The sequence below is a fragment of the Xanthomonas sp. WHRI 6108 genome (assembly GCF_040202385.2).
GTDB lineage: Bacteria > Pseudomonadota > Gammaproteobacteria > Xanthomonadales > Xanthomonadaceae > Xanthomonas > Xanthomonas arboricola.
This window is the reverse complement of sequence record NZ_CP168198.1, coordinates 3863418-3878366: the sequence shown is the minus strand read 5'-3', so window position 1 is coordinate 3878366 and position 14949 is coordinate 3863418. Positions and strand designations below refer to the sequence as shown.

The following is a 14949-nucleotide window of genomic DNA, read 5'->3' as shown; positions in this document are numbered from 1 at the left end:
CTATGTCCATGCGTCACCTGTCGCGCTGCGTCGCGATCTTTCACCGCACTCCGTCCGCACTGTCGTCATCAACGACGGGGGTGCGCTGATGTTTACCGGAATCATCGAAGGCGTCGGCCATCTGGCGGCGCGCCAGCCGCAGGGCGGCGATGTGCGTTTCACCTTCGCCACCGGCAACCTGCCGTTCGAGGCGGTGCAACTGGGCGAGAGCATTGCCGTCAATGGCGTGTGCCTGACCGTGATCGCCTTCGACGCCGGCAGCTTCCAGGCCGATGCCTCCACCGAAACCCTGTCGCTGACCACGTTGGGCGCCTTGCCGGAAGGTGCGTTGCTCAATCTGGAGCGCGCGATGCGCCCGACCGACCGCCTCGGCGGGCATCTGGTCAGCGGGCATGTCGACGGCCTGGGCCAGGTGCAGTCGGTACATGGCGATGCGCGCGCGCAGCGCTGGCGGTTTGCCGCCCCGCCGGCGGTGTTGCGCTATGTCGCCAAGAAGGGCTCGATCTGCGTGGACGGGGTCAGCCTCACCGTCAACGAAGTGGACGCGGACGGCTTCGAGGTCGCGTTGATTCCGCACACGGTGGCCAACACCGCGTTTGCGCAGACCGCGGTTGGCGCGGCGGTGAATCTGGAAATCGACCTGGTGGCGCGCTATGTCGAACGCCTGCTGGGCACGCGGGGTGCGGCATGAATTTCGCACCCGTTCCGGAATTGATCGAGGAACTGCGCGCCGGCCGCATGGTGGTGATCGTCGATGACGAGGACCGCGAGAACGAAGGCGATCTGATCATGGCCGCCGAGCTGGTCAAGCCGTCGGACATCAACTTCATGGTGACCCACGCGCGCGGGCTGGTGTGTCTGTCGCTGACCCGCGAGCGCTGCGCGCAGCTCGGCCTGGCGCCGATGGTGCGCAACAACACCGCGCAGTTCCAGACCAACTTCACCGTCAGCATCGAGGCGGCCGAAGGCGTGACCACCGGCATCTCCGCCTACGACCGCGCACACACCGTGCGCACCGCGGTGCGGCCGGATGCCAAGCCGCAGGATCTGAGCCAGCCGGGGCATATCTTCCCGCTGATCTCCCAGCCCGGCGGCGTGCTGACCCGCGCCGGCCATACCGAAGCGGCCAGCGACCTGCCGATGCTGGCCGGGCTGGAACCGGCCGGCGTGCTGGTGGAAGTGCTCAACCCGGACGGCAGCATGGCGCGCCGCCCGCAGCTGGAAGTGTTCGCGCGCGAGCACGGGCTGAAGATGGGCTCGATCGCCGATCTGATCGCCTACCGCCTGGCCAACGAGCACACCGTCGAGCGCGTGGACGAGCGCGAGATCAGCACCGAGTTCGGCCCGTTCACGCTGGTGACCTACCGCGACCGCATCGCCCACGACCTGCACTTTGCGCTGGTGCGCGGCACTGCCGATCCGGCCACGCCGACGCTGGTGCGCGTGCAGGTGGAAAACCCGCTGGCCGATCTGCTGCACTGGCAACGCGACGACTTTGGCGTGGCCGCCACCGATGCCTTGCGTGCGATCGCCGCCGAAGGGCAGGGCGTGATGGTGGTGCTGTCGGCACCGCGCGACACCGAATCCTTGCTGGCGCGGTTGCGCCAGCAACCGGAAGCGGCCACCAACGCCAAGGACGTCAGCCAGTGGCGGCGCAACGGGGCCGGGGCGCAGATCCTGGCCGAACTGGGCCTGGGCAAGCTGCGCGTGCTGGGCACGCCGCGGCGTCAGGTGGGTCTGGCCGGGTTCGGGCTGGAGGTGGTGGAGTACCTGGAATGCCACGCGGGCGAAGGGGTGCGCTCGGTGCCGGCGGCCGCGCTGCCCTGACGTGGCGCGGGCGGCCTGGAGCCGCCGCTGTCTGGTGGTTGCAGGGCGCGCAACAGCAACCGCGCTGTCCGAGTGGTTCGCGCGGTTGCTGCGTATCGACCCTGCCAGCTGCAAGCTGCACCAGCCCGTGCTGCGCGTTCCACATTCGTTTCCTGGCGACATGGCCGGGGCTGCTTCGGCACCCCGGCCGCCACGCACCGGCCGGGGCCAGGCCCCGGCAGCTGTTAAACTTGCCGCCCCCTCGAGTTGCCGACCCGCATGACCCACTACGAAGGCGATCTCCGCCCCACCACCGCGCGCTTTGCGATCATCGCCAGCCGCTGGAATGCCCGCATCACCGACGCGCTGGTCACCGGTGCGCGTCAGAGCCTGGCCGGCAACGGCATCGGCGAGGACGCCATCGACGTGATCCGCGTGCCGGGCGCCTGGGAAATTCCGATCGCCGCCAACCGCCTGGGGCAATCCGGACAGCATGCGGCGATCATCGCGTTGGGCTGCGTGATCCGCGGCGACACCCGCCACTACGAACACGTCGCCGACCTGTGCGCCGAAGGCCTGATGAGCGTGCAGTTGCAGACCGGCGTGCCGGTGCTCAACGGCGTGCTCGCGGTCGAGCGCGTGGAAGATGCCGAGGCGCGTGCCGGTGGCAGCCATGGCAACAAGGGCGAAGAATGCGCGCTTGCGGCATTGGAACTGGTCAATTTGATGGAGTTGTTGCCATGAGCAAGTCCGGTGGACACGCCCGCCACGTCCGTCGCGACGGCATCGACCCGGTGCTGCGTTCGCGCGCGCGTCGGCGTGCCTTGCAGGCGGTGTATGCCTGGCAGATTTCCGGCGGGTTCGCCAAGCAGGTGATCTCGCAGTTTGCGCATGAGCAGGCGCACGAAGTGGCCGATCTGGCCTATTTCGAAAACCTGGTCGAAGGCGTGCTGAGCAACCGCGCCGAGCTGGATACCGCGCTGACCCCGTATCTGGATCGCGGCGTGGAAGAGGTCGACGCGATCGAGCGTGCAGTGCTGCGCCTGGCTGCCTATGAGCTGCTGTATCGCCAGGACGTGCCGTACCGCGTGGTGATCAACGAAGCGATCGAAACCGCCAAGCGCTTCGGCTCCGAGCACGGCCACACCTACGTCAACGGCGTGCTGGATCGCGCCTCGGTGGAGTGGCGCAAGGTGGAGTCGGGCGCTAGCGGCGCCTGAGGCGCCGCGGGATTGGGCAGTTGGGATTGGGGATTGGCCGCGGCGCTGGTCCCTGCCAATGTGCGCCGTGACCAATCCCCACTGCCAAATCCCCAATCCCGGCCCTTCAAATGCCCGAATTCGATCTAATTGCCCGCTTGCGCGCGCGCATTGCGGCGCGTGCGGATGTGCCGTTGGGGATTGGCGACGATGCGGCACTGCTGCAGCCGCCGCCGGGCGAGCAACTGGCGATCACCGTCGATACGCTCAATGCGGGCGTGCATTTCCCGCACGAGACGCGTGCCGAGGATCTGGGCTGGAAGACGCTGGCGGTCAATCTGTCCGACCTGGCCGCGATGGGCGCGCAGCCGCGCTGGTGCACCCTGTCGCTGTCGTTGCCGCACGACGATGCTGCCTGGGTCGACGCATTCGCCGATGGATTCTTTGCACTGGCCGATGCGCATGACATTGCGCTGGTCGGTGGCGACACCACGCGCGGGCCGTTGGCGTGTGCGGTGACCGCGATCGGCAGCCTGCCGCCGGGCGCGGCGCTGCGTCGCGATGGCGCGCGCGTGGGCGACGACGTCTGGGTCACCGGCGCGCCGGGCGAGGCGGCGGCGGCCTTGTCGCTGTGGCAGGCCGGCCAGCTGGACGTGACCTGCGCGGCGGCTGATCCGTTGCACGAACTGTGGCGCGGCCGGCTGCTGCGCCCGCAGCCGCGCGTGCAGGCCGGGCTGCGCTTGCGTGGGCTTGCGCATGCCTGTGTGGACATCTCCGACGGCTTGCTCGCCGATCTGGGCCATCTGTGCGAACGCAGCGGTGTGGGCGCGCAGCTGGCGCTGGCGGCTCTGCCGGCGATGCCGCGCAGCACCGGGATCAGTGCGCTGCAATGCATCGGTTGGCAACTCGGCGGCGGCGACGACTACGAGCTGTGCTTCACCGCCGCCGTGCAACACCGCGACGCGGTGGTGCAGGCGATGGACTTCGCCGGAGTCGCGGTGACGCGCATCGGCCAGATCGTCGCCACGCCGGGCGTGATGGTCCACGACGCCGACGGCAACCCGTGGCAGCCGCCGCAACGCGGATATCAGCACTTCGTGGGCTGAGCTGAGCGCGCAGGAAGCGTTGCGCGGGCGTGCTGCATTGCAGCCAACGTCTGCGGGTCGGGAGCGGCCAGGCGATAAGCGCACGTTGTTTCCACTTGCCGGCCGGGCCCGCGACTGCGGCGCGCACGCTCCCGAATCCCGAATCCCGAATCCCGAATCCCGAATCCCGAATCCCGAATCCCGAATCCCGAATCCCGAATCCCGAATCCCGAATCCCGAATCCCGAATCCCGAATCCCGAATCCCGAATCCCAGCCCTTGAGCCATACCGTACCGTCTGGTACGTTCGCGACGTTCTCCCCCGAACCACGGATGCATGGCAGTTGCCGCTGGGCCATCCCGGCCCGGCCTTGCGTGGGAGAGAACCATGAACAAGCCTTGGATCGGAGGCATCGCCGCACTGGCGCTGCTGGTGGCATCGGCGTCGGCGGTGGCGGGCGCTTTCAGCAAGACCTACGAACGGATTCCCGGCTGGGACGGCGCGCCGATGGGCGCACTGGTCTTGGTGCCGCAGGGGCAGGGCAGCGGGCCGTTTCCGCTGATCGTGATGCCGGCCAGTTGGTCGTTGCCGAATCTGGAGTACCTCGGCCGCGCGACCCAGCTGGCCAGCGATGGCTACGTGGTCGTCAGCTACACCTCGCGCGGGTTCTGGGATTCGGCCGGGCAGATCGATATCGCCGGCGCCGACACCGTGGAAGACGTCAGCGCGGTGATCGACTGGGCGCTGGCGCATACGCCGGCCAATGCGAATGCGATCGGGGCGTCGGGCATCTCGTATGGCGCGGGCATCAGCCTGCTGGCGGCCGAGCGCGATCCGCGCATCAAGGCCGTGGCTGCGCTCAGCGGCTGGGCCGATCTGGAAGCGTCGCTGTATTCCAACCGCACCGTCAGCCAGCAAGGCGTTGGGCTATTGGTCGGTGCCGGCGCGTTGACCGGACGTCCCGGCCCGGATCTGGCGAAGATCAGCACACGGGTTGCCGTTGGCGATTACGACGGCGCCGTGCAGGGCTTCCTGCCGCAGGCCGCGTCGCGCAGCCCGGCAAGCGATGTGGCCGCGCTCAATGCGCGTGGCACGGCGGTGCTACTGGGCAATGCCTTCAACGACGGCCTGTTTCCGCCGAACCAGACCATCGCATTCTTCAATCAGTTGCGCGGGCCCAAGCAGTTGCTGCTCAGCCAGGGCGATCACGCCACCGCAGAGCTGCCGGGCGCGCTCGGCCTGCCCAACGAGGTCTACACGGCGACCACGCGCTGGTTCGATCGTCATCTCAAGCAGCTGCGTAACGGCGTGGACAGCGAAGCGCCGGTGCGGTTGTCGCCGCGCGCGGGGCAATGGCTGGAGTACGCGGACTGGGCGTCGGTGCAACAGGGCAACACGCGCCTGGGGTTATCCGCACCGTCCGGATTGCTCAGCCCCACCGGCGGTTTGATCGGCGGCACCGCCAGCGGCTGGCAATCGCGCATTGCCACCGATGTGCCGACGTTGGCCGACTCGGGCGTGGTCCTGGTCAGTGGCCTGTTGCAAGGCATCGGTGTGCCGGTCACCACCTCGATTCCGTTGGTCAATCGCATCGGCGCGGCAGTGTGGGTGGGTGCGCCATCGAACACGCTACGGCGGCTGGCTGGCAGTCCATCGCTGCGCGTGACCGTGGTACCCAGCCAATCGAAAGTGAGCCTGTTCGCGTATCTGTATCGCATGGACGCGCTAGGCGTGGCGCAACTGATCACGCATGCGCCGTACTCGCTACGCGGGGCTAGACCTGGCCAAGCAGTGACGCTGGATTGGCCACTGCAAGCGGCTGCTACGGAGATTCCGGCAGGGCAGCGCCTGGTGCTGGTGATCGACACGCAGGACGTGCGCTACACCGATGCCAGCGATGGCGGTGGCACAGTGACGTTTACCTCGCCGGCGGCAACGCCATCGGTATTGAACGTGCCGCTGCGGTAACACTGCGCTGGGCTAACTCGGATGGTGCCGCGTCCAGTCATGGTCCCAATGCAAGCCGAGCAACGCGCAAGCTTTGGAAAGTATCGATTAACTCTCAGGTGCGCTGTCCTCGCGCTTGCGGGACCCTTGGCGGCATGGATGCCGCCTACTGAGCTTTCAGGGATGGAGTCATGGCGCTTCCCGCAAGTGGTGAGGGTGCTGCGCGCTCGACTAACCGGAATTTTGGCCGCATCTAACAAACGAGGCTGTGACCCGACTGTTGACTGTCTTGTGTCTGGAAGTAAATTGCCCGCACGGATAGATCAGTTGTAGAGCGGTTGGTCTGCGGCCTGGCGGTAGGGCCCTTGCCCGCCCACCCTCGCGGGACACGCCGCAAGTACGTCCGTGTAGGCTCTTACGCGGCATCCATGCCGCGTAAGGTCCCGCGACGGTGGGCGGGCAAGGACCAGTCAAGAGGGTCGCTGTGCACGGGCAAGCAGGGCATGACATGTCGGGATGGTCGGTGTGCGTGGTTGTCTTTGGAGATCCGGGGTGCGCGGATAGGTCAGCTGTAGATCGGCGTGTCCTGAAGTCGGCGAGGGCGCCGCGCGCCGGCCTTGTTTTCAGGCCGCAAAGGTATGCGGTTCGGCTGCAAATGCCACGGCCAGTGCGCCCTTGCCGACGTTGACCATGCCGGTCAGGCTCATCACGCTTTCGAACAATTCCACGTCGTGGGTCTGACAGGCGCTTTGCAGGGCGGCGTAGCCGGGCAGGGCGTGCAGCTCGGCCAGTTCGCCGCCGTAGCCCACGCAGACGGTCGGTGTCATCAAGCCCTCGCGGATCTTGCGCACGGTGAAGCCGAACAGCTTTTCGGTCGACGGCTCGAAGCCTTTCAACTTGGCCACCGGTTCGGTGACGCCGCGGTAGGCGCGCAGCACTGGCTTGATGTCCAGCGCACTGCCCAGCGCGGCGCTGATTAGGCCCACGCTGCGATCGCCCTTGGTGCGTGCACGCGCACGCAGGTAGTAGAGATCGCGCGGAATCATGTAGCCGTAGGTGTGTTCGGCCAGCTGTTCGAGCCGACTGCGGATTGCCGCCACGCCCTGACCCTGCGCGCGCAGGCGTACCGCTTCCACCGCGGTGATGCCCTGGCCGGCAAACAGGTTGAGCGTATCGATCACGCGCAGCGCGAACGGCGAGGTGTGGCCGGCGGCCTGCCGGATCGGCTTGTAATCGTTGAGGATCGCGAAGCTGGCCTGCATCGCGTTGTCGAAGATCTGGCTGCGCAGCTTGGAGATGGTCAGGCAGAACACGTGGTCGTAGTCGATGACCAGCCGTTGCAGGAACAGGTCGCGAATCTGGTTGACGGAAAACGGCGTGGTTTCCGCCTCGTGCCCACGCTCGGCCACATGTGCCTGCAGAAAGCTCAGCGTCGCTTCCTCATCGCGGTGATCGGCCAATACCGCTTCGCCGATACGTACGCTGATCGGCAATACGATGACGTTGTTTTGTTGAATGAAGTCCTGCGGCAAATCGCAGGCACTGTCCACCACGATTCCGATGCGCATCGTCGCCCCCTCCGGCTGTTGCGTTATCTGTAACTGCGAACGCTATCGCAAAACAGCGGAGGCGAGTAGGGCTGCGGTCGAAGGCCGGGTGCCGAAGCGCGCAAGCCGCGGACGGGAGCCTGGCGCGCGGTCATCAGGCAAGCTCGACGGAGGCGAATGGACCGCCGCGAGCAGCTGCAGGCGCTGTCAAAACGCAGATCGCCCCGATGTGGCTCCGCAGCATTGGCGCGCACCGCGCCGTCATGCAGATGACCGGTACATCCTGTCCCACTGCGATTTACCTTGCGAACTGAGGATCGGCGCACGCTTCGGCTGCAAGGTGGCGCCCGCTATCGCAGATGGCGAGCGAGGCCTGCTGCAATTGCTATAGCTCCCGTCACAACGCCGCTGCTAGGGTCCGACGCGACCGCTGCAAAGCGGCTCTCGACGCTGCCGCACCGGCATCGCCGCGCTGAACTTACTCGGAGAGAGTCAACATGCAAAACAGCCAATCCAGCACCCTTACTCAGACTGGCGCACAGGCGCCTACTACACGGCGGCGCGCATCGCGCTGGTGGAAGGCTGCACTGGCCGTGGGTCTGGTCGCGCTGACGCCGGCGGCGCTGGCCGGTCCCTACAAGATCTTTGGTAACCACTATGCGTGGGTCAATAATTTTAACGATCCCAACAACATCATCCAGGGCACGTTCGGCACCGGCAGCACGCCCGAGCTGACCGTCACCTTCAACTTCGCCGACTACAATCTCTACGGCTATCCGGCGATCGTGCGCGGCTGGCATTACGACTGGAACCCGACCAGCGACACGCTGTTTCCGCGGCAGATTTCCTCGCTGAGCAAGATCCCGCTCAAGTTCACCTACAGCGCCGGCGGGACCAATCTCGCAGGCGACTTTGCCTACGACATCTTCTTCCGTTGGGATACCGCCAAGGGCAACCCGCAGCTGGAAGTGATGATCTGGGGCGACCACAACTCCTGGCCGATCGGCACACTGACTGCCAGCAAGGTGATCACCGCGGGCGGGCGTACCTTCGACCTGTGGGAGGGCTTCAACTCCGGCGCCGGCTATTACGTCTACACCTTCATCCCGACCGGCACCGCCGGGCAGGCCACGCTCAAGACCAGCGGCAGCCTCAACGTGGACGCCAAGCCCTTCCTCAACTGGCTGCAGACCAACCGGTCCAAGGATGGGCGCTACAACAACAGCATGTATCTGCATGCAGCCGAAGCCGGTTTCGAAGTGGTGCGCGGCAATGGCTGGGCCAAGGTGAGCGCGACGCTGGATGCGCAGTAAGCACGATGCCCATCGGCGACATGGCCGAGGGTGCGTCATTAGCGTAAAGACCGGCGTGCAGCACACCGCACGCCGGTGATCGCACCTGCGGCGCTGGCCTGACAATCGTCGACGATTGCAGGCCGCTCGAGAGCCAACGAGGTGGCATGTGCGCGACGCACGCATTGCATGCCTCGCGTCCTGGCTGCCGACGGCTCGCGCAGCAGATCGACTGACGGCAGTCGGGCAGGCCGAGTCAGCGCGCAGGTCATATGCATGGCGACGTGCATCGACCGTGCAGTGTGAGGGTCTGCCGCTTCCGGAATCTCATGCACCGCCGCAATCACCGCACGCAGTTGCGCGCGGTGATTGCCATATCGGTGTGGCTGGCGCTGCCACCGCCAGCTTTGCACACGTGTCAGGCGAATGCGGGCAGTGCCACGGTCTCTGCAATGGGTGCGACGCGTTGTTACGTGCAGCCCTTGCTTGTCCGACCACCGCTCGCTGGATTGGCGGATTGCTTACAGCGCCACCAGCTGGATACTGTCGAACACCACGGCCGGGCTGAGAAAGCCGTTGTCCGGCGATCCCGAGGCGATGCCGATCTCGATCCGGTTGCTGCCCGATTGCAGCGCAGATGCCGGGATGTCCACCTCATACAGCGTGTTGTTGCCGCGCCATGTGCCGCGGGTGATGCCGCGTGTCTTGGGTTGCGTGGGCGTGGCCGGCACCGGACCATTCCAACGCGCATTGACGTTGATCTGCGGGCGCGCGCCGACCTGCGTCAGCGGCAGGAAGATGCGCAGGCGATAGCCACGCACTTCACTGGAGCCCAGGGTGAAGTCGATGCGGGTCGGGGTGTTGATGCCGCGCCATTGCACTGCCGGAAAGCTGCCCGCACTGCTCGATCCAACCGTATAGGTCACCGGGGTCCAGCGCATGCGCTTGTCGGATGGATGCGCGCGTGGCAGCAGATCCGCATGGCGGAAACCGGTCGGCGTGCCATCGGCCGTGCCGATCTGCCATTTGATGGTCCCCGGCAGCACAACCGCTTGCAGCGCCGCTTGCGTGGTCGCGTTGGCATGGATCTCCACATCGCGTTGCGCGACTTCCAGTTCGTTCTGATAGAGCGTCATGCGGTAGCGTCCCGGGCGCACGCCGGCGATCTGGTAATCGCCGCTGCCGTTGGCGGTGGCCCAGTACTCGGCCTGGTCGTTGCGCAGGCCGATCACGGCAGGCTGGCCGGACAGCACGCCGCTCACCCTGCCGCTCAGCGCGCCGCGCCCGTCGCTGGCGAGATAACCTGTCAAACCCAGCGTTGCATCGACGAAGGCGGTGTCCAGTTGTGCGCTGGAGGGCGTCCCGCCATCGGTGAACAGCAGCCCGTACACCCCATGCAGGCCACCGCGGAATGCCTCGGTCTGGGTGTGATCGGAATACATGTAGTTGTAGAGCTCATGGGTCACGCGGGTTTTCTGGGTGGCGATGTCCTTGAAGAACGGCCCGCCGGAACTGCGCTCGCGGTTGCCCATCAGCATGAACACCGCCACGCCCGAACCGCTGACGCCGTGCACCTGGTCGTCCATCATGCGTCGCGCCGAATAGAACTTGGAACTGGTGCGTCCGTCCGGCAGCAGGAACACGTCCTCGCCTTCCACCGGGCTGCCGACATTGGAGTCGGGCTCCTGCTGCGCATTGGGCAGCTTGGCAACGTTCAAGCGGGTGACAAAGCGTAGCTCGCCGATCGGCAGCAGCGTCGGTGCATAGGTCGCCATGTAAATCGCGTTGCGGCCCTTGCGTGCGATGTAGTACTGGATCAGGTCGCCGGCCTTGGCCGAAACCACGATCGTGGCGCCCACCACGCGCGACTCCACACTGGCGCTGCCCAGGCCCGAGGCGATTTGCGAGCCCTTCGACTCAGTGGTCTGCAGCGCGTTGTCGCGATAACGCATCGAGACGATGTCGCCGTTGCTGGTGTTGACCGCAAACACCAGCTCGGCGCCGGTATCGACAACGACACGGTCGCCGCTGCGGGTGACGCCAAATGCGGCGATGGCCGGCGCGCTGACGCCGCCGTACAGGAACAATGTGCAGGCCAGGATGCGCAGGATAGTGCGGGGCATATCGATCTCCATGCCGAAGTAGGGGCGTCGCTGCGGTGCCGACGCGCGATATTAGGCGGGCAGGACAACGACGGCGATGGCACGGACCTGCAGAGCGTGCACCGCGTACAAGATGCAGTGCTGAAACGCAGCGCAGTTCACGCTCCCTCTGCGATGCGCAGGCAGGTGGGACGACGCCAGGGCGTTGCGATGCGCCAGTCGTGCATTGCGACCTGGCGCATCGCAATGCACTTGTCGGGGGTAGCGTCAGCCCAGGGCGTCGCGCGCCGAGGCGATGGCAGCCATCCACTGTTCGCGTTTGCCGATCACGAAACGGTGCTCGCCGCCGTCATGCAGCTGCACCGCCAGCGATGTCGGCGCCACCGGCAGCAGCCCGAACAGGCGCGTCCAGCGTGGCTGCATTGCTGCGATCTGGCTCAGGTGCACGGTCAACGACCGGGTCTGTATGTTGTAGGGATGTGGCTGGAAGTGCAGTGCATCGGCGGTCAGGATCAGCCGCCCACCGACCGCTTCCAGCCCGCGGAGCAGATTGGCCGGCGCCTGGCGCAATACGACGCGATCGATCGAGCGCAGGCCGCCTCCCTGGAACAGCGAGGTCACTGCGACGCAGCGGCGGCGCAGGCACGCCGTTGCTGCCGTTGCCGGGACGGGATGCCAACGCTGTCGATCAGTGTCGATGAGGAGACGCAGAACATGCGGTAGGCCCGAGGGAGTGTATCAATGCAGTTGTTTATCGCTGGGAAGACGCGGCGACGCGGCACGATGCCATATCGCCGATGTACGCCACCCCGCCGCCGACCAGATACATCAGCAGATCGTGCACGGTGGCGGTATTGCCAAGCGCGATGTAGGCCGCGCTGCCCGGGCGCAGCCCGAACCGGTCGGCCAGATGCAGCGCCTGCAGCCCTTCGATCAGGCACCCGATCGCCACCGCCAGCACGCACGCCCAGCGTGGCGGCAGCGCAAGCACACCGCGCAATCCGCAATACACCAGGATCACCGCCAGCACATCGCCCAGGCTGCCGCGGACCCACGGCCCGCCAAGTCTGCCAGCACCGATCGCCACTTCGATGACAAACACGGCGAGCGCGATCAGCAGGTAGACGCAGCGCACGCCCAACGCCATGCGGGTCACCGCGCTCCCATGCGCACGCCGCTCCCGATCATTTCAGATAGGCCCGCGGCAACGCGCCGGCCGGTTGCATGTAACGCTCGCGCAGCTCGGTCTGGCGTGAGCGCATCGGCATGTCGCGACCGCCCAGCCACACCTGCTCGGCGTAGTGGGCGACATCCAGCGGGTCGCCTTCCCACAGCACCAGGTCGGCCTGTTTGCCGACCGCAATGCTGCCGATGCGATCGGCCACGCCGAAGATCTCCGCCGGCACCCGGGTCAGGCCGGCCAGGCCGGCTTCCCACGGCAAGCCGTTGGCCACCGCATTGCCGGCCAGCTGGCGCTGTTTGCGCGCGTTATGCGAGGCATCGCCACTCTGGGCAAAGCTGACCTCCACGCCCGCCGCGCGTAGCCGTGCGGCGTTTTCCAGCGTGGCACCGATCTGGTCGAAGGTGGACGGCAGGTCCGCCAGCGCGTCCACCAGCACCGGCACCCTGGCCTGCGCCAGTTGCGGCGCGAGCTTCCAGGCCTCGGCGCCGCCGGCAATGGCGATGCGCACCTTTTCGCGCTGCGCCCAACGCAGCAACTGGCGGATGTCTGCGGCACGCTCCACCTGCACCACGATCCGGCCTTGACCGGCCAGGTACCTGGCCAGCACGCTGCGGCCGACCGGGGTCAGCAGCGCATGCGGTGAGTCGGCCGGCACGCGTCCGCGCGCTTCGGCCACCAGTTGGTCGAGCAGCATCCATTGCGCGGCACGCGAGCTGCCGGTGAGATCGGAGGCCGCCGCACCGATGCGGATGAACAGGGCATGCGGGCCGAGCGGGTCCGGGCTGCCGTCCAGCCGCACCACGCCGCCTTGCCCGGCGATGAAGGCACCGCTGGTGGTCGCGCCCAGCGCGGTGAAGCCGATGCCTTCCACGCGCGCCACCGGCACCAGCACCGAATCGGGGTTGTAGGCCAGGGTGACGTCGAATTCCGGACGCATCGGCTGGTCGCTGAGTTTGACGCCGCTGTCCACGGTGCTGTCTTCGCCGGAGACTTCTTCGATGCCGATCTCGGTGATGCCGCCGAACAGGGCCGGCGTCAGCGGGCGGCCCCTGGCCTCGACCACGCGGCCATCGGCCGGCACGGCCAGGTTGCTGCCGATCGCGCGGATCACGCCGCCCTGCACCAGCACATCGGTATTGCGCAGCGTGCCTTGTGCGGTGGCGGTATGCACGGTCGCGCCACGGATCAGCACCTGCTGGCCGAATGCGGGCAATGCAAGCACTGCCAGGACCACTGCAGAGATCGCGCGCAGACGCGGGCGCAGTCCAGTGGTGCGGCTCATCGCGCCACCTCCTGGCCGAGCATGAAGTCCGACACCGGCTGCAGGCGGCGATCGTGGCGGTCGTAGACCTGCGCGCCGTCGATATAGACCTGTTCGGCCAGCGCGTAGGAGCTGAAGGGATTGCCGTTCCACACCACCATATCGCCCATCTTGCCCGGCTCCAGTGCGCCGGTCTGCTGCTCGATGCCGAGCGCCTTGGCGGCATTGCTGGTGAGCCAGCGGATCGCACGCTCGGGCGGAATCTCCATCCCGCTGCGGCGCGCGTTGGCGAGCACCTTGGCCGCTTCCTGATTCAGGCGCTGGATGCCTTCTTCCGAATCCGAATGCACGATGGCGCAGCTGTTGGCCGGCCTGTCGACCAGCGCGATGTTTTCCTGGATGCCATCGAAGGCTTCCATCTTGAACCCCCACCAGTCGGCCCACAGCGCACCGCAAACGTTCTCCTGCGCCAGCCGGTCGGCCAGCTTGTAGGCCTCCACGCCGTGATGGAAGGCGGCGATGTGGAAGCCGAACTCCTTGGACAGATCGAGCATGGTCGCCATCTCGTCGGCGCGGTAGCAATGGATATGCACGCGGATGTCGCCGTTGATCGCGCCGGCCAGCGTGTCGAGTTTGAGATCGCGCTTGCCGCCGGCATCGCCGCTGCTGTCGTTGTCGCCGCCGCGGCTCCACCAATGGCGCTTTTTCGCAGTCTTTTTCTTCGGTGCATTCTTCTGCAGATACTCGGCCGCATCGATGAAGGCGGCACGGTAGCCGGCCACGTTGCCCATGCGCGTGCCGGGGCCGCCCTTCTGGCCGTACACGCGCTTGGGGTTCTCGCCGCAGGCCATCTTCAGGCCCCAGGGGGCGCCGGGAAACTTCATGCCCTGGTAAGTGGTGGAGGCAACATTCTTGAGGGTGACGCCGCGCCCGCCGATCAGATTGGCCGAGCCGGGAAGTACCTGCAGCGAAGTGACGCCGCCAGCCAGGGCGGTGCCGAAGCCGGGATCCTGCGGCCAGATCGAATGCTCGGCCCACACGTTCGGCGTCACCGGGGCGGTCATCTCGTTGCCATCGCTGTGCGCGCTGACGCCGGGGCTGGGATACACGCCCAGATGCGAGTGCACGTCGATGATGCCGGGCGTGACCCATTTGCCGGTGCCGTCGACGCGGCGCACATCTGCCGGCGCCTCCAGCCCGCGCCCGACCGCGGCCACCTTGCCGTCGCGCAGCAGCACGTCGGCGTCGTCCAGCCGCTGGCCGGTGCCGGTGAGCACGGTGGCGTGCTGGATCAACACCGGAGCGGACGCGAGCGCACGGTAGGTGCTGGGATAGGGGTCTTGCACGAAACGCGATGCCGCAGACACAGGACCGCACAGCACGGCCGCGCCGAACGCGGCGAACAGGATGGAACGCATGGATTTCCCCGGTGCAACGAAAACGTCAGCCGCAAACCTAGCGGCCGGCGGCGTGCTTGCCAAGTGCTGCACCGTCGGCGGCGGCGGGCTCATCACATGCGCCAGTGCA

At 66.8% G+C, this 14949-nt stretch carries 13 protein-coding genes; 7 read left to right on the top strand and 6 right to left on the bottom strand.

Annotated elements, in window-relative coordinates; translation table 11 throughout:
• Positions 1-88: 88 nt before the first annotated feature.
• The 6 genes from ABQ039_RS16230 to ABQ039_RS16205 all read left to right on the top strand — a co-directional run bounded on the left by ABQ039_RS16230 (position 89) and on the right by ABQ039_RS16205 (position 6058).
• Positions 89-691, top strand: a complete 603-nt coding sequence (locus ABQ039_RS16230; protein ID WP_024940586.1) for a riboflavin synthase — start codon at positions 89-91, stop codon at positions 689-691.
• Positions 688-1827, top strand: a complete 1140-nt coding sequence (gene ribB, locus ABQ039_RS16225; protein ID WP_039519001.1) for a 3,4-dihydroxy-2-butanone-4-phosphate synthase — start codon at positions 688-690, stop codon at positions 1825-1827. Before ABQ039_RS16230 ends, ribB begins: the two co-directional genes overlap by 4 nt.
• Positions 1828-2085: 258 nt before the next feature.
• Positions 2086-2550 carry a 6,7-dimethyl-8-ribityllumazine synthase gene (gene ribH / locus ABQ039_RS16220; protein ID WP_005997267.1) on the top strand — a complete coding sequence of 155 codons (465 nt, stop codon included), beginning with the start codon at positions 2086-2088 and terminating at the stop codon, positions 2548-2550.
• Positions 2547-3026: a transcription antitermination factor NusB gene (gene nusB / locus ABQ039_RS16215; RefSeq protein ID WP_016902286.1), complete on the top strand. Its 480-nt coding sequence runs from the start codon at positions 2547-2549 to the stop codon at positions 3024-3026. The genes ribH and nusB overlap by 4 nt, the downstream gene beginning before the upstream one ends.
• 110 nt (positions 3027-3136) lie before the next feature.
• The gene (thiL, locus tag ABQ039_RS16210; RefSeq protein WP_349778327.1) at positions 3137-4111 is read left to right on the top strand and encodes a thiamine-phosphate kinase; all 975 of its coding nucleotides are present in this window, start codon (positions 3137-3139) and stop codon (positions 4109-4111) included.
• A 366-nt stretch (positions 4112-4477) separates the two neighbouring features.
• On the top strand, positions 4478-6058 hold the full coding sequence (locus tag ABQ039_RS16205) for a CocE/NonD family hydrolase (RefSeq protein WP_349778675.1): 1581 nt from the start codon (positions 4478-4480) through the stop codon (positions 6056-6058).
• A gap of 602 nt (positions 6059-6660) precedes the next feature.
• On the opposite strand, the gene ABQ039_RS16200 is transcribed toward ABQ039_RS16205, so the two are convergent.
• Entirely contained in the window at positions 6661-7605 is a 945-nt protein-coding gene (locus ABQ039_RS16200; RefSeq protein WP_054592930.1) for a DegV family protein, read from the bottom strand.
• A 476-nt stretch (positions 7606-8081) separates the two neighbouring features.
• Here ABQ039_RS16200 and ABQ039_RS16195 point away from each other — a divergent pair, with 476 nt between their 5' ends.
• Complete coding sequence (locus ABQ039_RS16195; protein ID WP_046344285.1) at positions 8082-8897, top strand: cellulase; 816 nt, start codon at positions 8082-8084, stop codon at positions 8895-8897.
• Positions 8898-9397: 500 nt separating this feature from the next.
• Here ABQ039_RS16195 and ABQ039_RS16190 read toward each other — a convergent pair whose 3' ends face one another.
• The 5 genes from ABQ039_RS16190 to ABQ039_RS16170 all read right to left on the bottom strand — a co-directional run bounded on the left by ABQ039_RS16190 (position 9398) and on the right by ABQ039_RS16170 (position 14840).
• On the bottom strand, positions 9398-10999 hold the full coding sequence (locus ABQ039_RS16190) for a rhamnogalacturonan lyase B N-terminal domain-containing protein (protein ID WP_349778676.1): 1602 nt from the start codon (positions 10997-10999) through the stop codon (positions 9398-9400).
• A 246-nt stretch (positions 11000-11245) separates the two neighbouring features.
• The gene (locus ABQ039_RS16185; RefSeq protein WP_024938943.1) at positions 11246-11572 is read right to left on the bottom strand and encodes a membrane protein; all 327 of its coding nucleotides are present in this window, start codon (positions 11570-11572) and stop codon (positions 11246-11248) included.
• A gap of 157 nt (positions 11573-11729) precedes the next feature.
• On the bottom strand, positions 11730-12125 hold the full coding sequence (locus tag ABQ039_RS16180) for a DUF2809 domain-containing protein (protein ID WP_349778677.1): 396 nt from the start codon (positions 12123-12125) through the stop codon (positions 11730-11732).
• Positions 12126-12162: 37 nt separating this feature from the next.
• Complete coding sequence (locus ABQ039_RS16175) at positions 12163-13443, bottom strand: amidohydrolase family protein (protein WP_039519020.1); 1281 nt, start codon at positions 13441-13443, stop codon at positions 12163-12165.
• On the bottom strand, positions 13440-14840 hold the full coding sequence (locus ABQ039_RS16170; protein ID WP_349778678.1) for an amidohydrolase: 1401 nt from the start codon (positions 14838-14840) through the stop codon (positions 13440-13442). Before ABQ039_RS16170 ends, ABQ039_RS16175 begins: the two co-directional genes overlap by 4 nt.
• Positions 14841-14949 lie beyond the last annotated feature (109 nt).